Raw genomic sequence first — 21610 nt, forward strand, 5'->3', positions numbered from 1 at the left:
ACGGCGACGGCGCGGCGGGGGCGGCGCGGAGGAGGCTCAGCGGCCGAGCCGGCTGCGGAGCATGGCGAACAGGGCGTCGAGCTCGGGGAGTTTGAGGAGGCGGGCGAGGGCCAGGAAGAGGCCCAGCAGGAGTACGGCGCCGGCGAGCAGCGCGACCAGGGAGGCCAGCGCGCCGGTGCCCAGGGCGTGCAGCAGGGCCGTCGAGGCGGCTCCGCCGGCGAGCGCGGCGGGGGCGGCGGCGGTGCACAGGCGCACATAGGTGCGCAGCACACGGGGGCCGTCGAGGTCGCCGTCCAGGCGCTTGCGCAGCCGGCGCCAGGCGACCGCGATGCCGACGGCGAAGCCCAGGCCGTAGGAGGCGGCCATGCCGGCCACCGCCCAGTGCGCGGGGAGGAGGACGAAGCACGCCGCGGACGCGGCGGCGTTGACGGCGGCGACGACCAGGGTGTTGTAGAAGGGCGTGCGGGTGTCCTCGTAGGCGTAGAAGCCGCGCAGCACGACGTACTGCGCGGAGTAGGGGATGAGGCCCAGGCCGAAGGCCATCAGGGCGCGGCCGATGCCCTGTGCGCCCTCGGTTCCCGAACTGGCGTAGAGCAGCGTGGCCATCGGCATGCCCAGGGCCAGGAATGCGAAGGCGCACGGCACGACGGCGACGGCCGAGGTGCGCAGGCCGTAGGAGATGTCGTCGCGGACGGCCGCGGCGTCGCCGTCCAGGGCGGCGCGGGAGATCCGCGGCAGCACGGCGGTCATGACCGAGACGGTGATGATGGCCTGCGGCATCTGCCAGATCTGGTAGGCGAAGTTGTACGCGGTGATGCCGGAGCCGGGGTGGCCGGCGCGCTCGGCGGCGGCGCCGGCCTTGGTGGCGAGTTCGGTGACGACGATCAGGCCGAGCTGGTTGGCGAGCACGAACAGCAGCGTCCACTTGGCCAGGCCGGCGGCCCTGCCCAGACCGTGACCGCGGAAGTCGAAGCGGGGACGGATCCGGACGCCGGCGTCGCGCAGATACGGCAGCATGGCCAACGCCTGGACGGCCAGCCCGAGCAGGGTGCCCAGGCCCAGCAGCCGGACGCCTTCGGGGGTGATGGTCGCCGGGCTCACGCCGGAGTCGGTGAAGCCGCCGAAGGCCCAGATGAAGGCGGCGAAGGAGGCGATGATGACGACGTTGTTGAGGACGGGGGTCCACATCATGGCGCCGAACCGGCCGCGCGCGTTGAGGATCTGCCCGAGGATGACGTGGATCCCCATGAAGAACATCGTCGGCAGGCAGTAGCGGGCGAAGGCCACGGTCAGGGCCATGCGTTGCGGGTCGGCGGCGATGTCCGGGGACATCACGCGGACCAGCAGCGGCGCGGCCAGGACGCAGAGCGTCGTGGCACCGGCGAGGACGATGACGACGAGGGTGAGCAGGCGGTTGGCGTACGACTCGCCGCCGTCCTCGTCGTTCTTCATGGCGCGCACGAGCTGGGGGACGAACACCGCGTTCAGCGCGCCGCCGCCGACCAGCACATAGATCATCGTGGGCAGGACGTTGGCGACTTGATAGGAGTCGTTGAGCGTGCCGACGCCGATCGCGGCCGCCATGACGAGCGTGCGCAGGAAGCCCGTGATCCGCGACACGATGGTGCCCGCGGCCATCAGCGCACTGGACTTGGCCAGCCGGGAGCCGCCGCCCTTCGGTTCGGGTTCGGACGTCGCGGCAGGTGCGGGGTCCCGCGCGGTGGAGACGCGCAGGGGGAGGGTGTCGTCCGGCAGTCGGCTGGGCAGCCCTCCCGCCCCGTTGGACTCTTCACTCGGCGCGGCCATGTCCGTTCCTCCCCACCAGGACGGGCCCCACGGCCCGTCGTCGTTCGCCATGACACCTTCGCATTCCGCGTCGGCCCACCGTTCACGGGTTGCCTCGGGCCGGGACTTTTGCGTCAGGTTCGGGGGAAGTCTGCCTGGTCGGGAGCGCCCCCGGAGTTCGGTATGATCATGAATGAACTCCGGTCCTGCGGACGGGAGTCGCGCGTCCGTGGTCCAAGGAAAGACGTCCACCAACCGGTGGGAAATGCAGGTGCAAGGCCGGCCGGGCGCTCCGCTCACCCTCACAAGGTCCCTTTCCCGTACGGGGAAGGGACCTTGTGCGTGCTGTCGGTGAGCGGCCTGCGCCGCGGGATCAGGGGCCGACGGTGCCGTCCACGCCCTCGCGGAGGGAGTCGGCGTGGCCGTTGTGCCGGGCGTACTCGTGGATCATGTGCAGCATGATCAGCCGGAGCGAGACGTGTTCGCCCCACCGGGGCTGGTAGGCGGTGAGGTCCAGCGACTCGGCCGCCCTCTCGATGCGCCGGGAGTGCGCCACTTCTTCCTGCCAGGCGGCGAAGGCCGTCGCGCCGGTGGTCCCTGTCGGGGCGGATCGATGCGTTCGGTTGTCATGTACGGAGAGGGTAGCCAGCGGCGGCCGCGGCACGTGTCACGGCCCGGGGGCCGTGGCACCCGGGCCGTACAGGCGTGTGGCGGAGCGCGCTGCTAGGGCAGATACCGTTCGATGGCGGCTCGGCCCTTCTCCTCGATCAGGCGCTGTGCCCACTCCAGGCTCTGTGGGGTGGGTTCGCGCCCCGATGCCCTGACCAGGTCCTCCGCGTCGAAGGGCCGCTCGCTACCCGTGTACAGCTCCACCGGCCGCCGCTCGGCCGGGGTCTTACTGCCATTGGTCGTCACAGGTCCTCCTCTGTCCGCGCCCGCCGAGTGCCGGGACCTCGCTGGTTCCATCATGGGACGGGCACCGGCGACCCGCACGGCGTACACCGGGCCGCCTGCTCAGCCGACCGGCCGCGGGGCCCCCGGGTAGTGCGGCGGGAACGCCTGCTCCATCCAGATCGTCTTGCCGAACGGCGTGTACCGCGTCCCCCAGCGCTGCACCAGCTGCGCGACGATGAACAGCCCCCGGCCGCCCTCGTCGTCGCTCGCCGCGTACCGCAGGTGCGGCGAGGTGTGGCCGGTGTCGGAGACCTCCGTGACCAGCGCCAGATCCCGCAGCAGCCGCAGGTGCACCGGTCCCGAGGCGTGCCGGACGGCATTGGTGACCAGCTCGCTGACCGCCAGCTCGGTCGCGTACGACAGCTCCGCGAGACCCCACTCGGCCAGCTGCCGGGTGGCCAGTTCGCGGGCGGTGCTCACCGCGGCCGGCTCAGCGGGCAGCTCCCAGGCGGCCACCTGCCGGGCGTCCAGTTCCCGGGTCCGCACCAGCAGCAGCGCCGCGTCGTCCGGCGCCGCCCCGCTCGGCAGCAGTTGTGCGACCGCGCGGTCGCACAGTTCCTCCAGCGGCCGGTGGTTCTCCCGCAGCACCTCGCCGAGGAGTGCCAGGCCGGTGTCGACGTCGCGGTCCCGGCCGCGCAGCAGCCCGTCGGTGAACAGCGCCAGCAGGCTGCCCGCCGGCAGCTCGGTCTCCCACGACTCGAACGGCAGGCCGCCCAGCCCCAGCGGGGGACCGGCCGGCAGGTCCGGGAACGACACCTCGCCGCCGGGGGCCACCAGCACCGGCGGCGGATGCCCGGCCCGGGCCGTCGTGCAGTGCCGTGACACCGGGTCGTAGACCGCGTACAGGCAGGTCACCCCGGTGGCCACGTCGTCCGGGGCGGGTTCGACGACGGCTCCCGCCGCGCGCTCCTCCGGGGTCTGCCCCACCAGGTCGTCGAGCCGGCTCAGCAGTTCGTCGGGCGCCAGGTCCATCCGGGCCAGCGCCCGTACGGTCGTCCGCAGCCGGCCCATGGTGGCCGCGGCCTGGAGGCCGTGCCCGACCACGTCCCCGACGACCAGGCCGACCCGGGTGCCGGACAGCCCGATCACGTCGAACCAGTCGCCGCCCACCCCGGCCCGGTCGTCGCTGGGCAGATAGCGGTAGGCCATGTCCACCGCGGACTGCGGGGGCAGGCGCTGGGGCAGCAGATTGCGCTGGAGGGTGAGCGCCGCGGCGTGCTCGCGGGCGAACCGGCGGGCGTTGTCGATCGAGACCGCGGCCCGGATGACCAACTCGTCGGCCAGGTCGATCTCGCCGCCGTCGAAGACCGACGAACTGTCCCCGCGGTCGAAGGCCACCAGCCCCATGAGGGTGCCGCCGGCCCGCAGCGGCACCACGATCGCCCGCTCCGTGCGGATCAGGCCGCCCGACGACAGGCTCCGGTACGGGAGCGTGCCCCGCTGGTAGACGATCGGGTGCGGCGGGAGCGGCGGCCGGTCCGGCGGGTCGTCCCGGGAGCGGGCGGCGACCCGGACCAGCTCGGGCATCCCGCCCTCGCCCGGTTCCGGATCCCCGCCCTCCAGCACCGACCGCAGCAGGTCGACGGTGACCGTGGCCGCGAAGTCCGGTACCGCGACCGCCGTCACCTCCCGGGCGGTGCCGACCATGTCCAGCGTGGTGCCGATCCGCCGGCCGGCCTCCACCAGGAGGTTCAGCCGGCGCTGCGCCTGATAGCGGTCGGTGATGTCGAAGGAGTCCTCGCACACGCCCAGCACCCGCCCGTCCGGGTCCTGGAGCCGGTAGTAGGAGCAGGACCAGACGTGTTTGGTGCCCGGGTCGGTGGGCTGCTCGCCGACGAAGTGCAGGTCGAGGAAGGGCTCGCCGGTGGCCAGCACATGGCCCATCACCGTGTGCAGGGTGTGCGGGTAGCCCTCGGTGACGAACTCGCCCGGATACAGTTCGTCGGCCCGCTTGCCGATCAACTGCCGCAGCGGCAGCCCGATCTCCCGTCCGTACGAGGTGTTGAACCACGTCAGGCGCAGCGCTTCGTCGTAGATGGCCAGTCCCACCGGTGACTGCGTCGCCAGCCCGTGCAGCATCGCCTGGCGCGACTCCCAGTACCGCAGGTCGTCCAGTGCGGTCGCCACCATCACCCGGGCCGGTCCCCGGGGGGCCGCCGGCAGAGTGTCGGCCAGCGGACACATCGTGATCGCCACCGACAGACGATGGCCGTCGGCGTGCCGTGCGGTCCGGGTCTCGATGTTGACCATCTCCGCGGGCGACGGCTTCTCGGCCCCCGCCGCGGCTGCCGCGTCCGCGGCGTCCGGCAGGAACGTGCCGATCGGCCGGCCGATGATCTCCTCCGGGGCGTACCCCAGCAGCTTCCGGGCCGCCGCGCTCCACCCGATCACCAGTCCCCGGGCGTCCAGAACCGCTGTGGCCGCCCTGGTGACGTCGAGGGGACCACGGAAGTCGGCGCTCGTCGCCGCGTTCCATGCGTTCATGGCATCAACCCAGCCCGGTTCAGTACCTCCAGCATCGAGCCCGGCCCCCACCGGCACAACCGGCCCTGCCCCGAGCGGGCGACCGGCGGCGCCGGTGTCCCTTGGTGCGGGGTCGGGCGGTCGCTGGCACAGTGGGTGGGGGCGCCGAGGACCCGGCCGCGATCCATGCCGACCCGCGCGGGCTGATCCACGCTGACCCGTCGGACAGGCCCGAGCATGCAGGAGGCAGATGTCCATGCCGTCCCCACGTCCGGCCGCTCCGGTACGCGGCGCGCCCTGCTGGGTGAGCCTGATGACCAGCGACCTGCCCTCCGCGCACCGCTTCTACGGTTCCGTGCTCGGCTGGCGGTTCCGGTCGGCCAGTCTCGGCGAGGAGTTCTCGGTCGCGCTGCTCGACGGGGAGCCGGTCGCCGGTATCGGCGCGCTGGCACCGAGCTTCCAGGTGCCGGTGGCCTGGACCGCGTACTTCGCGGTGGCCGACGGCGACGACACCGCGGCCCGGATCCGTGAGCGCGGCGCCACGGTCGCCGTCGGGCCGCTCAAGCTCGGCCCGGGGCGGGCCGCCCTCGCCGCGGACCGGGACGGCGCCACCTTCGGCTTCTGGGAGGGGCAGACGCTGGCCTGGTCGGTGGGGACGGGCCACGCCCCGGCGATGCTGGAGCTGCGGACCAGGGACGCGTTCGCCGCGGCCATCTTCTACGCCGAGGTCTTCGACTGGGCGTCGGAGAAGCCCGGCGGCTGCCAGGTGACGTACGAGCACGACCAGGTGATCGTGCACGACGGGACGCACGTGGTGGCGGCGCTGCGCGGCGGCGCCGTGGAGGCGGCCCCGGACCCCCGGGTGCGGCCGCAGTGGCACGTGCACTTCCGGGTGCCGGACGTCGCGGCGGTGACCGAGGCCGCGGTGGACGCCGGCGGGACCATCACGCCGGTGACCGCGACGTGGGACGGGAACGGGAGCCAGGCGATGGTGCGCGACCCCGACGGCGGGTTGTTCACCGTGACGGGGCCGGGGCCGCCGCCCTGACGCCCGTCACGGGAGCGGTCATCGACCCTTTTCCGGCGTCAGCGCCGGACACCACGACGACTGGGCGCGGCCGCCGAGCCGGCCGCAGTAGCCGACCTGGGTGGGCTTGCCGACGCCGTCGATGTGCTGCACCGACAGCAGCTTGTCCAGCGGGACCTGACGGTCCACCTCGCCGCCGAAGCCGATGATCCCGCTCTCCCCGTCGAGCGCCTCGTCCCCGTGCACCCCGCTGATCGCGTGCCACACCGCGGGCGGCGTCAGCGGCATCCCCGCGGCGTCCTCGCGCAGTTGCCTGACCGCGTCGACGTACAGCTTCACCGCGTCGAAGCCGAGCGCGGCATGTCCGTCGAGGGACGAGTTGGGGACCTTGGCGCACTCCTCGGGGAAGAGCCGGGACATCTCCGCGTACAGCCCGCTTGCGTCGTCGCAGCGCGCCGAACCGAGGGTGAAGTCCAGGAAGTCGTAGGGGATTCCGGGGTACTGCGCACGGCGGACCGGGTCGGCGGCCAGCCGTGCCACGTCGTCGCCGCCGAAGACGGCCGGCGGGGCGGAGTTGCAGGACTCGTTGATCCCGCCGAGGAAGGTCTCGAAGTCCTCGGCGCGGCCGGCGTAGAAGACCAGCCCCGGGTAGGAGCAGCTGCGCTGGCCGACCGAGCCGGCACCGGGCGCGTCCGAGGACGGCTCGCCGCCCGGGGGAGGCGGGGGGCTGAAGGCGGTCCGCTCGACCGTGAAGCCGCGGGCCCGGAACTGCTTGGCGACGTCGTCGCCGAGGGTCCTGCTGTAGGTGTCGGTGGGGTCGGCGGAGGCGATCACCCGGACCTGGCGGGTGGGCCTGGTCCGGCCGCCGACGAGGTGGTCGGCGTAGGCGGCGGCGACCTCCGCCTCCCGGCTGTTCTGCGGCGACACCTGGAAGTACATCGGCGACTGTCGGACCAGGGAGTCCGCGGAGAGGGTGGTGGCGACCATCGGCAGCCCCGCCTCGGTCAGCTTGCGGATCGTCCGGTTGGTGGCCTCGCGGCTCTGGTCGAGGCCGGTGACGCCGACGATGGAGGGGTCCTTGCCCTGCAACTCCTCCAGGATCTGGACGACTTGGGTGCCGAAGCGCATACCGGACCCGGCGTTGGCGGGGAATATCCGCAGGATCGGCTCGGTGCTGCCGGTGGTGCGCAGCTGTCGGGACTGGGCGCCGGCCGCCCCCTGGAGCGCCTCCCGGCCGTAGGCGAGCTGGGCGGTGGACTTGCCGGTGCTGCTGAGCAGCGCGGAGAGGTGGACGAGGGTCACGAACGGACGCTCCGGGGACGCCTGGTGGATCTGGTCGGCGCGGGCGTTCTGGTCGGCGATGGTGTGCAGGGTCTTGTTCAGCTCGGCGTCGGGGGAGTGGAAGGTGAAGCCGTGCCGGGAGACCCCGATGCACTCGCCGGTCTCCACGGTGCGCAGGGTGTCGGCGTCGTCCTGGAAGCGGCTCAGCCCGCAGTGCGCCCGGCGGTAGGCGCTCTCCTCGCCCCAGAGCAGCCCGCCGGCCCCCAGCAGCGCCGCGGTCGCGCAGCACACGGCCGCGACGGAGACCGCCCGGCGCGCCCACAGTGGCGGCTCGGGGAGGCGCAACCGGGCGTCCTGGGCGACTTCTTGACGTCGCGTCAGTTCGTATCGTGCCTTGGCCACCGGGTCGTCGGAGGGCGGCATCAGCGGGGGCACGGTGACCGGCAGGTACCAGGGTGCGCGGTTGCGGGCCCGGCCGGTGTCAGGAAGGTGTCCCGCCAGCCGCCGTAGAGCCGGTCGGAGAGCTCCCACAGGGAGCTGTGGCCCCAGTCGGCGCGGGTCCCGGTGCCCTCGGCGGGTGGCCGCGCGCCGCAGGCGACGACCAGCAGCGGATCGAAGGCACCGGTCTCGTTGCGGACGTCGATGACGGTGCGCAGCAGCGGATGGCCGCAGTTGTCGGCGTCCACACCGTCCAGCAGAGCGACGCAGTACGCGGTGCGGCGGGACGAGCGCGGGCGCCACGGGCGGCGGCGGAAGGCGGTCCGCAGGTCCTCCAGGAAGGCGTTGACCATCAGCTTGCGCAGCTGCTCGGGGTCCTCGACCTGGTTGTGCGGCACGGTCAGCCGCTCCGCGAAGCCGAGGAAGGTGCCCGGGTCGCGCGGAGCGAGGTAGGGCTGGTTGAGCAGCCAGCGGTACTCCCGGCCCAGTCCGCGGCGGACCCGGAACCACGCCAGCGGGAAGAGGTGCAGCGCGAACAGCCAGACCCACCACGGCACATGGCCGTCCACCGCCAGTTCGGTCTCCGGCGCCCGCAGCAGGCCGAACACCCGGCGGCGCCGGAACTCCCGCTCCCGCAGCCGCTGGAGGAGGCTGTGGTCGGTGCCCTCGACGTCGCCCGCGTCGTCCGGGTCGCCGCTCGCGCCGGTCTGCACCAGCCAGTTGACCAGGCCGAACCGCCGGAAGCGGACCCGGCCGTCGGCGCCGTTGACGCTGCGCGCGAAGCCCTGCGCCAGTCGCTCCAGCGTGCGGCGCACCGCCTCCACCGACTCGGGGTCGGCCGGCGACGGCTCGGCGCCCAGATCGTGCAGGCAGTGCGGGACCCGGCGGGGGTCGGCGTGTCCGAGGAAGTAGCTGATGCCGCGGGCGAGTTGGGCGTGGTCGTCGCCGGCGACCAGGCAGATCACCGGGAGCCCCTCGCGGCCCTGGGCGACACCGCGGTGCCGCACCGGTTCCGGACACTCCCTGCGGCGCGGCCGACGGACGAGGTCGGCGATCAGCCGCAGCAGGTGGCCGGCTCCGTGGAAGACGGGGATCTGGGAATCCGGTTCGTTCGGCGCCATGGTGCCCCTGAGGCTGGTTCCGAATGGGGCCGGCATTGTGCCACCGCCGCGCGGCCGGAAGCTACGGTTCTGTCCCCTGTGCCCGAACCGCGTGGAGGACCCGCTCCCGGTGGCGGTCGGGGCCGGCGCCACGTGGCGCGGTGCGGTCCTGCCTCCGGCGACCGAGGTGCCCCGGGGACCGCGCGGCGGCTGCCCGGAGCGGCCGGACGGGCAGGCCCGGGTGGTCCCGGAGACCGCGGGGACCTTGCCGGAGAGGCTCGTGGCGCGGCTGTGCCGGTGAGCCGCCACGCGAGTGAGGTGAAGGCTGCGTACCCCTGTGACGGATGGGCCGTAAAGGTGATCTGAGGGCGCGATTAAGAAATCCTCGATGGACCCGGAGCCCGTCGTACGGAAGATTTCTGGCCGAGATCGGCGGGCCGCACCGGGTCCCCGTGATGTCACAGCACTCATTCACGTACGGGAGCCGATGCGGTGAAGGCACTGGTCAAGCAGAACGCGGAACCGGGACTCTGGCTGACGGACGTGCCGGAGCCGACCATCGGCCCCGGCGATGTGCTGATCAAGGTGCTGCGCACCGGCATCTGCGGCACCGACCTGCACATCCGGGCCTGGGACGGCTGGGCGCAGCAGGCCGTGCGGACCCCGCTGACCGTCGGCCACGAGTTCGTCGGGGAGGTCGTCGAGACCGGCCGGGACGTGGCCGACATCAAGCCCGGCGACCTGGTCAGCGGCGAGGGCCACCTGGTCTGCGGCAGCTGCCGCAACTGCCAGGCCGGCCGCCGCCACCTGTGCCGCGCCACCGTCGGCCTGGGCGTCGGCCGGGACGGCGCCTTCGCCGAGTACGTCGCGCTGCCCGCCACCAACGTGTGGGTGCACCGGGTCCCGGTCGACCTCGACATCGCCGCGGTCTTCGATCCGTTCGGCAACGCCGTGCACACCGCGCTCTCCTTCCCGCTGGTCGGCGAGGACGTTCTGATCACCGGCGCCGGACCGATCGGCATCATGGCGGCGGCGGTCGCCCGGCACGCCGGCGCCCGCCATGTGGTGATCACCGACGTCAGCGAGCAGCGCCTGGAGCTGGCCCGCAAGGTCGGCGTCAGCCTCGCGCTCAACGTCGCCCACACCTCGATCGAGGCCGGCCAGCGTGAACTGGGCCTGCGCGAGGGCTTCGACGTCGGCCTGGAGATGTCCGGCCGGCCCGAGGCCATGCGCGACATGATCGGCAACATGACGCACGGCGGCCGGATCGCCGTGCTGGGCCTGGCCGCCGAGGAGTTCCCGGTCGACTGGTCCCGGATCGTCACCTCCATGATCACGATCAAGGGCATCTACGGCCGGGAGATGTTCGAGACCTGGTACGCGATGTCGGTGCTGCTGGAAGGCGGCCTCGACCTCGCCCCCGTGATCACCGGCCGCTACCCGTACCAGGAGTTCGAGACCGCCTTCGCCGACGCGGCCAGCGGCCAGGGCGGCAAGGTCATCCTCGACTGGAGCGCCTGAGCCCCGCCACCCCCGATGACGGCGCCGCCAGCCGGCCTGCCCTCCTGTCGCCCGACCTCGACCCCGCCTAAGGAGACACCACCTCATGTTCGACGCCGTACGCGACGATCTGCGCACCGCCCTCGACGAGATCCGCGCCGCCGGACTGCACAAGCCCGAGCGGGTCATCGGCACCCCGCAGTCCGCCACCGTCACGGTCACCGCAATGGGGTCTCCCCTGCTCGAGCGAAGCCGAGAGCTTGGGGAAGGCCGCCCCGGCGAGGTCCTCAACTTCTGCGCCAACAACTACCTGGGCCTGGCCGACCACCCCGAGGTCATCGCCGCCGCCCACGGTGCCCTGGACCGCTGGGGCTACGGCCTGGCCTCGGTCCGCTTCATCTGCGGCACCCAGGAGGTGCACAAGGAGCTGGAGAAGCGGATCTCCGGCTTCCTCGGCCAGGAGGACACCATCCTCTACTCCTCCTGCTTCGACGCCAACGGCGGTGTCTTCGAGACCCTGCTCGGCCCGGAGGACGCGGTCATCTCCGACGCCCTCAACCACGCCTCCATCATCGACGGCATCCGGCTCTCCAAGGCCCGCCGGCTGCGTTACGCCAACCGCGACATGGACGACCTGGAGCGGCAGTTGAAGGACGCCGAGGGCGCCCGGCGCACCCTCATCGTCACCGACGGCGTGTTCTCGATGGACGGCTACCTCGCGCCGCTGCGGGAGATCTGCGACCTGGCCGACCGCTACGGCGCGATGGTCATGGTCGACGACTCGCACGCGGTCGGCTTCGTCGGCCCCGGCGGTCGCGGCACCCCGGAGCTGTGCGGCGTGATGGACCGCGTCGACATCATCACCGGCACCCTCGGCAAGGCGCTGGGCGGCGCCTCCGGCGGCTATGTCGCGGCGCGCGCCGAGATCGTCGCCCTGCTCCGCCAGCGCTCCCGCCCCTACCTCTTCTCCAACTCGCTCGCGCCGGTGATCGCGGCCGCCTCGCTGAAGGTGCTCGACCTCCTGGAGTCCGCCGGTGACCTGCGCGAACGCCTCAACGCCAACACCGCGCTGTTCCGCTCCCGGATGACCGAGGAGGGCTTTGCGATCCTGCCCGGCGAGCACCCGATCGCGCCGGTGATGATCGGTGACGCGGCCGAGGCGGCCAGGATGGCCGAGCTGCTGCTGGAGCGCGGGGTGTACGTCATCGGCTTCTCGTACCCGGTGGTCCCCAAGGGGGAGGCCCGGATCCGCGTCCAGCTGTCCGCGGCCCACTCCACCGAGGACGTGCACCGCGCGGTGGACGCCTTCGTGGCCGCCCGCGCCGCCCTGGCGGGGTGACCGCGGGGTTCCGGGGCACGGAACCCCGCCGAACCCTGCGAAACTGGAACCATGATCGAAGCCCGTCGGCTGCACATCCTGCGTGCGCTGGCCGACCATCGCACGGTGACGGCGGCGGCCGCCGCGCTCTACCTCACGCCCTCGGCGGTCTCCCAGCAACTGGCCGCCCTGGAGCAGGAGACCGGCCATCGCCTCGTCGAGCGCGGCGCCCGCGGCGTCCGACTGACCGCCGCGGGCGACATCCTGCTCGGTCACGCCAACGCCGTGCTGGCCCAGCTGGAGCGCGCCGAGGCGGAGCTGGCGGCGTACGACAAGGGGGAGGCCGGCACGGTGACCGTCGCGGCGTTCGCGACCGGCATCGCGCTGGTGCTCGCCCCGGCCCTGGCCGAACTCGCCGGTTCCGCACCCGGCATCCGGGTCCGGGTCCAGGACGCGGAGGGCGACGCCAGCCTGCTGATGGTGCTGGACCGGCAGGTCGACGTGGCGGTGGCCGTCGAGTACCGGGGCGCGCCGGACGCGGACGACCCCCGGCTGACCCGGGTCCCGCTCTACGCCGAGCCGTTCGACGCGGTGCTGCCGCCCGGGCATCCACTGGCCGGGGCAGCGGCGGTGCCGCTGGCCGGGCTCGCCAAGGACCCCTGGATCGGGCCCTATTCCGGCAATCCCTGCCATGACGTGGTCGTGCTGGCCTGTGAGTACGCCGGCTTCCGGCCGCGCCTGACGCACTCCTCGGACGACTTCCGGGCGGTGGTGGCGCTGGCCTCGGCGGGCGTGGGGGTGGCCCTGGTGCCGCGCTCGGCGCTGCGCGGGATGGACCTGGGGGGCGTGGTGGTGCGACCGGTCGACGGCGCCCCGCCCACCCGCCGGGTCTTCGCCGCGGTCCGCCGCGGCGCGGAGGACCATCCGCTGTTCCGCCCGGTGTTGGCGGCGCTGCGCACGGCGGCGTCCGCGCAGGGCTGAGGCGAGTGGTCCCGGACCGGCCCCGGACGGTCAGCCGCCGGCCCTGTGCGGGGTGCGGCCGGTCCGCGTCCAGGTCGTCAGCTGGCGGGCCGTCCAGGTGGTGATGATCCGGTCGGCGGGGACGCCGCACTCCTCGGCGCGGGCGCAGCCGTAGATCTGCCAGTCCAGCTGGCCGGGCGCGTGCGCGTCGCTGTCCACCGCGAAGAGGGTGCCGGCGTCCAGGGCCTGCCGCAGCAGGCGGCGCGGCGGGTCGAAGCGGTCCGGGCGGCAGTTGATCTCCACCGCGGTGCGGTGCTCGGCGCAGGCCGCGAAGATCTCCGCGGCGTCGAACGCCGACTCCGGGCGGAGCCGGCCGGTGAGCTGCCGGCCGGTGCAGTGGCCGAGCACGTCCACCAGCGGACTGCCGACCGCGGCCAGCATCCGCCGGGTCATCGGTCGCCGGTCCATCCGCAGTGTGGAGTGGACCGAGGCGACCACGACGTCGAGCCGGTCCAGCAGCTCCGGCTCCTGGTCCAGCGAGCCGTCGTCGAGGATGTCGCACTCGATCCCGGTCAGCAGTCGGAACGGCGCCAGGCGCGCGTTGACCTCGGCGACCACGTCCAGCTGCCGCCGCAACCGCTCGGCGGTCAGCCCGTGGGCGATGGTGAGCCGGGGGGAGTGGTCGGTCAGCGCGCACCAGTCGTGGCCGAGGTCGCGGGCGGCCCTGGCCATCGCCTCGACGGGGCTGCCGCCGTCCGACCAGTCCGAGTGCAGATGGCAGTCGCCGCGCAGGGCCCGCCGCAGCGCCAGTCCCCGTTCCCCCTCGACCAGCGGGCCGCCCGCCTCCTCCGTCAGCCGCGTCAGATAGGCGGGTTGCCTACCGGCCAGTGCCTCCTCGACGACCCGGGTCGTCTTGGGGCCGAGCCCCTTCAGTCGCCCCAGCGTCCCGTTCCCGGCCCGCTCGCGCAGTTCCTCCGCGGTCAGTCCGTCGAGCACCGACGCCGCCGTGCGGAACGCCTGCACCCGGTACGTCAGCGCCCCCTGCCGCTCCAGCAGGAACGCGATCCGCTCCAGCGCCGCCACGGGATCCACCTCCCCACCGTGCACCGGGCGGGGCGCGGCTGCCACCGCGGTCGGGCCGGCGCACGCCCCCTACCGCAGTTATGCGAATATGTCCGTTCTCTGGATACTCGATCCGTTTCCATCGGAATGACGGGGCGATAGCCGTGATGATTCCGGTCATTAGTGCACCGGAAGTCGAGGGCAATCATGTTCGGTTAAAACCTGGGCAACATCCCGGCCGTACTGCGGAAACGCGAATCGGACTTCTCGGCGGGTCGGTGCGTCAGCCGGACGTTGAGTTCGGCGACCTCCAGGAAATCTGCACACCGAATGTGCAGCCGGCACACGCTTCAGGGTTTCGGGTGACACGGCCGCCCAGGTGGTCGGCGGTCTAGTTCCGGAATGCCCCATTCCGCGGGTGTCGCAACGACCCTTCGGCGGAAAAGAAACCGGAGGAGATGTGAAGATGCTTCGATCAAGCCATGGACACACGTACACGTCCGGTAATTTCGCGGCGCAGACGCGCCCGGATCGCCGCTCATCCGATTAGCAGGGAAACCCGCCCGCATGCTTTGATCCATCGCACCGCGGAAGTCGCCGGGGTTTCCCGATATCGGGGGCCGGACTGCCGTGGCCGCGGCCGGGTCACCCACCGGACGGCCCGTTTCGCTTGTTTTTTCTTGATATTGATCCGAAGGGAAACATCATGAACAACGCCCAGGTGCAGACCCAGGAAATCTCCGACGCCGACCTGGACAACGTGTCCGGTGGCCTCGTCGGCGGCGTGCTGAGCACCGTCACCACCACCGTGGGCTCGGTCGCCCCGGTCGGCGGCGTCCTCGCCACCGCCACCGGCCTGGTCCAGCAGACCACCGGCCTCGACGTCAACGGCATCGTGGGCGGCGCGACCGCCGGTCTCTGATCCGAGCCGCCCCTGTGCCGCCGCGCGGCACGGTCGGCGACGAACGGTCGTGACGGCAGTCGGCGCCCCCTCCCTGTCGATCTGCCGTACCGCGTGCCCCGGACAACCCGGTTCCGGCCGGGTTGTCCGGGGCACCCGGCTGTTCGCCGCCGGGAAACCGTCACCGGATCTCCGGCGGCGGTACACTCCCGCTACTCCCGTACCAGCCCCTGCAGTTGAGGGAAGAGTGTCGTGCAGTTCCGCCAACAGGCCCTTTCCAAGCTGCAATCGCCCGAGGAGCTCGACCTGCCGGTGCGCTTCGCCCGCCCCCAGGGCTGGCTGGTGCTGACCGTCACCGTCCTCGTCATGATCGCCGCGACCGTCTGGGCGGTCACCGGCACGGTCTCCGCCACCCTCACCGCCCCCGGCATCCTCACCCACGGCCGCGGCAGCTACGTCTTGCAGAGCCCGGTCGCCGGACAGGTCACCGCGGTCCTCGCCGAGGAGGGCCAACCGGTCGCCGCCGGCGCCCCGTTGGCGCGAATACGGACCGTGCAGGGCACCACCACCGTCGTCCGCGCGCTCGCCGCCGGCCGGCTGACCAGCCTGGTCGCCACCATCGGCGCGGTCGTCACCACCGGCGCCGACCTCGCCGCCGTGGAGCGGACCAACGGCCCCCACGACCCCCTGACGGCCACCCTCTACGTCCCGGCCACGAGTGCCGCCACCCTCCCCGCCGGCGCCGCCGTGGACCTCACCGTCGCCTCCGCCCCCACCCAGCGGTACGGCGTGCTGCGCGGCCATGTCGCGGCCATCGGCCGCACCGCCCAGAGCCGCCAGCGGATCTCCGCGTTCCTCGGCAGCAGCCAACTCGGCGAGCAGTTCTCCCGCGCCGGCCAGCCGGTCGCGGTGCTGGTCCGGCTCGACACCGCGTCCACCGCCACCGGCTATGCCTGGTCCACTTCCGACGGCCCGCCGTTCGCCCTGGACTCGATGACCCAGGCCACCGCCGCCGTCCACCTGGCCGCGCAGCACCCGATCGATTGGCTGCTCTCGTGACCGCACCCGACGCCGCCGCGGCACCCCCGCAGCACCTCCCGCCCGCCGGCCGCGGACGGCACCGCCCCGAGGGCGCGCCGCCCACCCGCCGCCGCAGGCCGCCGGCCGCCGCCCCCAAGGCGAAGAAGTCCGTGCGCACCCCCACCGTGCTCCAGATGGAAGCGGTGGAGTGCGGCGCCGCCTCCCTGGCGATGGTGCTCGCCCACTACGGACGCCATGTGCCGCTGGAGGAACTGCGGATCGCCTGCGGCGTCTCCCGCGACGGCTCCCGGGCCAGCAACCTCCTCAAGGCCGCCCGCAGTTACGGCCTGTCGGCCAAGGGCATGCAGATGGAGCCGGCCGCCCTCGCCGAGGTCCAGGCACCGGCCATCCTCTTCTGGGAGTTCAACCACTACGTCGTCTACGACGGCATGGGCCGCCGCCTCGGCCGCCGGGGCGTCCACATCAACGACCCCGACAAGGGCCGCCGCTTCGTGCCGACGGAGGACTTCGACACCAGCTTCACCGGCGTCGCCCTGGTCTTCGAGCCCACCGAGGCGTTCCGCAAGGGCGGCCGCCGGCCCAGCGTGCGGAGCGCCCTGCCGGCCCGGCTGCGCGGCACCGCCGGCACCCTGCTGGCGGCGCTGCTCGCCAGCCTGCTGCTGGTCGGCGTCGGCGCCGCGCTGCCCGCGCTCAGCCGCACCTACATCGACATGTTCCTGATCGGCAACCAGACCTCGCTGCTGGGGCCGCTGTTCGCCGCGATGAGCGCGATGGTGGTGCTCACCGCCGTCCTGACCGGCCTCCAGCAGGCCAACCTGCTCCGCGGCCGGATCATCTCCTCCACCCTCAGCAGCGCCCGCTTCCTGCGCCATCTGCTGCGGCTGCCGGTCACCTTCTTCTCCCAGCGCTCGCCCGCCGACCTCGTCCAGCGCCTGCAGTCCAACGACGCGGTCGCCGAGACCCTCGCCCGCGACCTGGCCGCGGCCGCCGTCGACGGCGTCGTGGTCGTCCTCTACGCGGTGCTGCTGTGGACCTACGACCCCCAGCTCACCGTCATCGGCGTGCTGATCGCGCTGCTCAACGTCGTCGCCATGCGGATCGTGGTCCGGCTGCGCGCCACCCACACCCAGAAGCTGCGCGCCGACACCGCCCGCCTGACCAACACCTCCTACACCGGCCTCCAACTCATCGAGACCATGAAGGCCACCGGCGGCGAGAACGGCTACTTCCGCCGCTGGGCCGGCCAGCACGCCACCACGCTGGAGGAGCAGCAGCGGCTCGGCGTCCCCAGCGCCTGGCTGGCGGTCGTCGCGCCCACCCTCGCCACCCTCAACAGCGCACTGATCCTGTGGATCGGCGGCCTGCGCGCCGTCGAGGGCCACATCTCCATCGGCCTGCTGGTCGCCTTCCAGGCCCTGGTGACCCGCTTCACCGCACCGATCACCCGGCTCAACGGCGTCGCCGGCCGCATACAGGACTTCGCCGCCGACGTGGCCCGCCTCAAGGACGTCGAGAGCTTCCCCGCCGACGCCCACTACTCCCGCCCGGACGCGGACGCCGGCACCCGCCGCCTCAAAGGCCACATCACCCTCGACGGCGTCACCTTCGGCTACAGCCCGCTCGACGCCCCGCTGCTGACCGGCTTCTCCCTGGCCGTCGGCCCCGGCCGCCAGGTCGCCCTGGTCGGCGGCTCGGGCAGCGGCAAGTCCACCGTCTCCCGGCTGATCTCCGGCCTCTACACCCCCTGGGAGGGCACGATCCGGATCGACGGACAGCGCCTCGCGGACATCCCGCGCAGCGCGCTGGCCGCCTCGGTCTCCTTCGTCGACCAGGACGTCTTCCTCTTCGAGGGCACCGTACGGGACAACGTCGCGCTGTGGGACCCCTCCATCCCGGACGACGCGGTGATCGCCGCCCTCCAGGACGCCGCCCTCTACGACGACGTCATCGCCCGCCGCCCCGACGGCATCCACAGCCGCGTCGAACAGGACGGCCGCAACTTCTCCGGCGGCCAGCGGCAGCGCCTGGAGATCGCCCGGGCGCTGGTCCGGCGCCCCAGCATCCTCGTCCTCGACGAGGTCACCAGCGCCCTCGACGCCGGGACCGAGGCGGTCATCATGGACAACCTGCGGCGCCGCGGCTGCGCCTGCGTCATCATCGCCCACCGGCTGAGCACCGTCCGCGACAGCGACGAGATCGTGGTGCTCGACCACGGCACGGTCGTCGAACGCGGCCGGCACGAGGAACTGGTCGCCGCCGGGGGCGCCTACGCCGAGCTGGTCAAGGAGCACTGACGTGGCATCCGTACACCCGTCCCCGGACGCGGGATCCGCCACGCAGCCGGCCGCACCGGCCGCGGATCCGCACGGCGTCGACGCGGTCACGCACGCCCTGGGCGGCCTCGGCACCCCCGTCGACCGCGCCGGGCTGCGCGACGTCCCCCTCGAAGGCCCGCACGTGCTGTGGCTGGTCACCGGCGGCACCCTCGACCTGTTCGCGGTGGACGCCGGTCAGGAAGGCCACTGGCACTTCCTCGGCCGCCTCGAAGCCGGCACCCTGCTGCTCGGGCCCGTCCAAGGCCCCCAGCACACCCTCGTCGGCCGCCCCTCCTCGCACTGCGGACTGCGCCGGATCGCCCTGCGCGAACTGCCCCGCGCCGACCACGGCGACCAGGGCGCGTACGGGCACGAGGGCACCTTCGGACCCGACGACACCTACGGCGGGCAGCCGGCCACCCCCCTGGAGCACGCCTTCGCGCTCGGCACCGCGCGCGGTCTGGGCGTGCTGTTCGAGGCGCCGTTGGACGGCCGGCCCAGCGACGAAGCGGTCGCCGACGACGACGTCCTGTGGATGCCGGTGCCGTCCGGCAGCGTCCAGTACGGCGCCTCCTACAGCGCCGAGGCCGCCGCCGACCTGCTCGTCGACGCGGCGCTGTGGCAGCGGATGGTCAACCAGCAGTACCGGCTGCTGTCCGCCGTCGACCGCTGGATCGAGCAGTTGGAGCGCGCCCACGAGGACCGCGCGGCGGCCGGCATCAAGGCCGGCGAGGCCGTCCGGGAACGCGCCGACCAGGCACTGCTGGCGTCCATCGGCAAGGACCGCTCCGGACGCGCCGCCGCGGGCCGCGACCGGGCCGGCGACGACCTGACCTTCGCGGTCTGCCGGAAGGTCGCCGGGGCCGCCGGCATCGTGCTCACCGAACCGCCCAAGGGCGCCGCCGCCGGCGACCGGATCAGCCCCGTCGAACGGATCGCCCTCGCCTCCCGGATCCGCACCCGCGCGGTCCGCCTCGACGGCCGCTGGTGGCGCACCGACGCCGGGCCCCTGGTGGGCCACCGCGCCAAGTCCGGTGCCCCGGTGGCGCTGTTGTGGCGGCGCGGCCGGTACGAGGCGGTCAATCCCGCCTCCGGGCTGCGGATCCGGATCGGCAAGGACACCGCCGACGAGTTCGAGCCGCACGCGGTGATGTTCTACCGGCCACTGCCCGAACGCCGGCTCACGCTGTGGCGGCTGATGCGCTTCAGCCTCCGCGGGAACCGCGCCGACCTGCGCAACCTCGCCCTGAGCGGACTGGTGACGGTCGCCCTCGGCGCCCTCGTCCCGATCGCCACCGGCAAGGTCCTCGGCGTCTACGTACCGGCCGCCGCCCGCGGCCCGATCGTCCAGGTCGCACTCGCCGTCATCATCGCCGGCGTGGTCGCGGCGGCCTTCACCCTGCTGCAGAACCTCACCGTGCTGCGCATCGAGGGCCGGATCGAGAGCGTCCTCCAACCGGCCGTCTGGGACCGGCTGCTGCGCCTGCCGACGAAGTTCTTCGCCGGCCGCTCCACCGGTGAACTGGCCAGTGCCGCCATGGGCATCAGCGCCATCCGCCAGGTGCTGGCCGGCGTCGGGCCGGTGGCCGTGCAGGCCGCCACGGTCGGCGCGGTCAACCTCGTGCTGCTGCTCCTCTACAGCGTGCCGCTGGCGCTCGCCGCGCTCGCCGTGCTGTTCGTCATCGGCGCGGTGTTCCTCGTCCTGGGCCTGTGGGAACTGCGCTGGCAGCGCCGGTTGATCACGCTCGGCAACAAGCTCAACAACCGGGTGTTCCAGACCCTGCGCGGGCTGCCCAAACTGCGGGTCGCGGCGGCGGAGTCCTTCGCCTACGCGGCCTGGGCCCGGGAGTTCGCCCGCTCCCGGGAGCTCCAGCAGAAGGCCGGCCGGATCAAGAACCTCACCGCCGTGCTCAACGCCGTCTACCTCCCGCTCTGTTCCCTCGCGCTGTTCGTGCTGCTGGCCGGCCCGGCCCGCGGCACCCTGTCCGCCGGCGCCTTCCTGACCTTCAACACCTCGGTGACCATGCTGCTCACCTCGGTCACCCAGATCACCGGCGCGCTCGTCTCGGCCGCCGCGGCGCTGCCGATGTTCGAGCAGATCAAGCCGGTGCTGGACGAGGCACCCGAGGTCCGCGGCGGCAGCTCCCAACCCGGTGTGCTCTCCGGCGCCATCGAGGCCCGCAAACTCTCCTTCCGCTACAGCGAGGACGGTCCGCTCGTCCTCGACGACGTCTCCCTCCAGGTGCGGCCCGGCGAGTTCGTGGCGATCGTGGGCCCGAGCGGCTGCGGCAAGTCGACCCTGCTGCGCCTGCTCATCGGCTTCGACCGGCCGTCCGGGGGCAGCGTCCTGTACGACGGCCAGGACCTCGGCGCGCTCGACCAGGCGGCCGTCCGCCGGCAGTGCGGCGTGGTGCTGCAGAACGCCCAGCCGCTCACCGGCTCGATCCTCGACTGCATCTGCGGCGCCGAGGCGTTCACCCAGGAAGAGGTCTGGGCGGCGGCCGAAATGGCCGGGCTGGCCGAGGACATCAAGCGGATGCCGATGGGGCTGCACACCATGATCTCCGGCGGCGGTGCCATCTCGGGCGGCCAGCGGCAGCGGCTGATGATCGCCCAGGCGATGGTCCGCCGCCCGCGGATCCTCTTCTTCGACGAGGCCACCAGCGCCCTGGACAACGAGACCCAGCGGATCGTCATCGACAGCACCCGCGCGCTCAGCGCCAGTCGCGTGGTCATCGCGCACCGCCTGTCCACCGTGCTCGACGCCGACCGGGTCCTGGTCATGGCCGACGGCCGGATCGTCGAGCAGGGCGCCCCCGCCGCACTCCTCGCCGACACCGGCGGCCGGCTGCACGACCTGGTACGCCGTCAGATGGCCTGACCGCGCCCCGGCCGCCGGCCGCCGGCCGCCGGACCGGCCATTCCCGGGATCCCCGCGATCCGCCACATATCGTGCGAGGCACTGCACAGTGGTGGATGGAGGACGAGATGCCCCAGGTCGAGCACCTGTTCGACGCCCTGCCCGCGGACCGGCGCCGCCGGCTGACCGAGCTCGGCCACGAGGTGTCGCTGCCCCGCGCCACCCGCCTCTTCGAGGAGGGCCGCCGGGCCGACCGGTTCTGGATCATCCGCTCCGGCCAGATCGCACTCGACCAGCGGGTCCCCGGCCGCCAGGCCGCCGTCGTCGAGACCCTCGGCCGGGGCGAGGTCCTGGGCTGGTCCTGGCTGTTCCCGCCCTACCTCTGGCACTTCGGCGCGGAGACCGTCGGCCACGTCGACGCCCTGGAGTTCGACGCCCCCCTCGTCCGCGCCCTGTGCGAGGACGACCCCATCCTGGGCCGCGCCGTCTACCGCTACGTCGCCGAGACCGTCGCCGAACGCCTCCACGGCACCCGCACCCGTCTCCTCGACCTCTACGGCCCCCAGGGCGGCACCGCCGGGCCGTGACCGCGACCCGCGGGACGA

16 protein-coding genes are annotated in these 21610 nt (G+C 73.1%); 9 read left to right on the forward strand and 7 right to left on the reverse strand.

All coding sequences use genetic code 11. The annotated features are described in order from the left end of the window. Window positions 1–36 precede the first annotated feature (36 nt). The 4 genes from murJ to SNOUR_RS33935 form a co-directional block, all read right to left on the reverse strand. Window positions 37–1806, reverse strand: a complete 1770-nt coding sequence (gene murJ, locus SNOUR_RS33920) for a murein biosynthesis integral membrane protein MurJ (protein ID WP_079143036.1) — start codon at window positions 1804–1806, stop codon at window positions 37–39. Window positions 1807–2158: 352 nt separating this feature from the next. Further along, entirely contained in the window at window positions 2159–2434 is a 276-nt protein-coding gene (locus SNOUR_RS33925) for a mycothiol transferase (RefSeq protein ID WP_312636163.1), read from the reverse strand. 74 nt (window positions 2435–2508) lie between these two features. Continuing rightward, the gene (locus SNOUR_RS33930; RefSeq protein ID WP_039638455.1) at window positions 2509–2700 is read right to left on the reverse strand and encodes a hypothetical protein; all 192 of its coding nucleotides are present in this window, start codon (window positions 2698–2700) and stop codon (window positions 2509–2511) included. 99 nt (window positions 2701–2799) lie between these two features. After that, on the reverse strand, window positions 2800–5223 hold the full coding sequence (locus tag SNOUR_RS33935; RefSeq protein ID WP_067354736.1) for a SpoIIE family protein phosphatase: 2424 nt from the start codon (window positions 5221–5223) through the stop codon (window positions 2800–2802). Between the two features lie 235 nt (window positions 5224–5458). On the opposite strand from SNOUR_RS33935, the gene SNOUR_RS33940 reads away from it, so the two are divergent. Next, the gene (locus tag SNOUR_RS33940) at window positions 5459–6250 is read left to right on the forward strand and encodes a VOC family protein (RefSeq protein ID WP_067359005.1); all 792 of its coding nucleotides are present in this window, start codon (window positions 5459–5461) and stop codon (window positions 6248–6250) included. 18 nt (window positions 6251–6268) lie between these two features. Here the strand turns inward: SNOUR_RS33940 and SNOUR_RS48585 are convergent, their stop codons facing one another. Together SNOUR_RS48585 and SNOUR_RS48590 are read right to left on the reverse strand one after the other, a co-directional pair. Next, window positions 6269–7933 carry an ABC transporter substrate-binding protein gene (locus tag SNOUR_RS48585; protein ID WP_312634364.1) on the reverse strand — a complete coding sequence of 555 codons (1665 nt, stop codon included), beginning with the start codon at window positions 7931–7933 and terminating at the stop codon, window positions 6269–6271. After that, the gene (locus SNOUR_RS48590; RefSeq protein ID WP_312634365.1) at window positions 7933–9069 is read right to left on the reverse strand and encodes a hypothetical protein; all 1137 of its coding nucleotides are present in this window, start codon (window positions 9067–9069) and stop codon (window positions 7933–7935) included. Before SNOUR_RS48590 ends, SNOUR_RS48585 begins: the two co-directional genes overlap by 1 nt. Window positions 9070–9540: 471 nt before the next feature. On the opposite strand from SNOUR_RS48590, the gene tdh reads away from it, so the two are divergent. The 3 genes from tdh to SNOUR_RS33965 all read left to right on the forward strand — a co-directional run bounded on the left by tdh (window position 9541) and on the right by SNOUR_RS33965 (window position 12847). Beyond that, complete coding sequence (tdh, locus tag SNOUR_RS33955) at window positions 9541–10569, forward strand: L-threonine 3-dehydrogenase (protein ID WP_067354740.1); 1029 nt, start codon at window positions 9541–9543, stop codon at window positions 10567–10569. Between the two features lie 85 nt (window positions 10570–10654). Then, window positions 10655–11887 (forward strand): glycine C-acetyltransferase, encoded by a 1233-nt coding sequence (locus tag SNOUR_RS33960; protein WP_067354743.1) that lies wholly within the window; start codon window positions 10655–10657, stop codon window positions 11885–11887. A 51-nt stretch (window positions 11888–11938) separates the two neighbouring features. Further along, on the forward strand, window positions 11939–12847 hold the full coding sequence (locus SNOUR_RS33965) for a LysR family transcriptional regulator (protein ID WP_039638460.1): 909 nt from the start codon (window positions 11939–11941) through the stop codon (window positions 12845–12847). Window positions 12848–12877: 30 nt separating this feature from the next. On the opposite strand, the gene SNOUR_RS33970 is transcribed toward SNOUR_RS33965, so the two are convergent. Continuing rightward, window positions 12878–13918, reverse strand: coding sequence for a PHP domain-containing protein (locus tag SNOUR_RS33970; protein ID WP_067354744.1), 1041 nt, complete (start codon window positions 13916–13918; stop codon window positions 12878–12880). Window positions 13919–14594: 676 nt separating this feature from the next. On the opposite strand from SNOUR_RS33970, the gene SNOUR_RS33975 reads away from it, so the two are divergent. From SNOUR_RS33975 to SNOUR_RS33995, 5 genes are all read left to right on the forward strand, one after another. Then, a complete protein-coding gene (locus SNOUR_RS33975) occupies window positions 14595–14810 on the forward strand; it encodes a type A2 lanthipeptide (RefSeq protein WP_067354747.1) in 216 nt (71 codons plus the stop codon). Window positions 14811–15041: 231 nt separating this feature from the next. After that, entirely contained in the window at window positions 15042–15848 is an 807-nt protein-coding gene (locus SNOUR_RS33980) for an HlyD family efflux transporter periplasmic adaptor subunit (protein ID WP_067354750.1), read from the forward strand. After that, the gene (locus SNOUR_RS33985; protein ID WP_039638463.1) at window positions 15845–18124 is read left to right on the forward strand and encodes an NHLP family bacteriocin export ABC transporter peptidase/permease/ATPase subunit; all 2280 of its coding nucleotides are present in this window, start codon (window positions 15845–15847) and stop codon (window positions 18122–18124) included. Before SNOUR_RS33980 ends, SNOUR_RS33985 begins: the two co-directional genes overlap by 4 nt. Window position 18125: 1 nt before the next feature. After that, on the forward strand, window positions 18126–21026 hold the full coding sequence (locus SNOUR_RS33990) for an NHLP bacteriocin export ABC transporter permease/ATPase subunit (protein ID WP_067354753.1): 2901 nt from the start codon (window positions 18126–18128) through the stop codon (window positions 21024–21026). A 107-nt stretch (window positions 21027–21133) separates the two neighbouring features. Next, entirely contained in the window at window positions 21134–21592 is a 459-nt protein-coding gene (locus SNOUR_RS33995) for a cyclic nucleotide-binding domain-containing protein (RefSeq protein WP_067354755.1), read from the forward strand. The last annotated feature ends 18 nt before the right edge of the window (window positions 21593–21610 follow it).

Source organism: Streptomyces noursei ATCC 11455 (assembly GCF_001704275.1).
In the GTDB taxonomy this organism is placed as follows: Bacteria; Actinomycetota; Actinomycetes; order Streptomycetales; family Streptomycetaceae; genus Streptomyces; species Streptomyces noursei.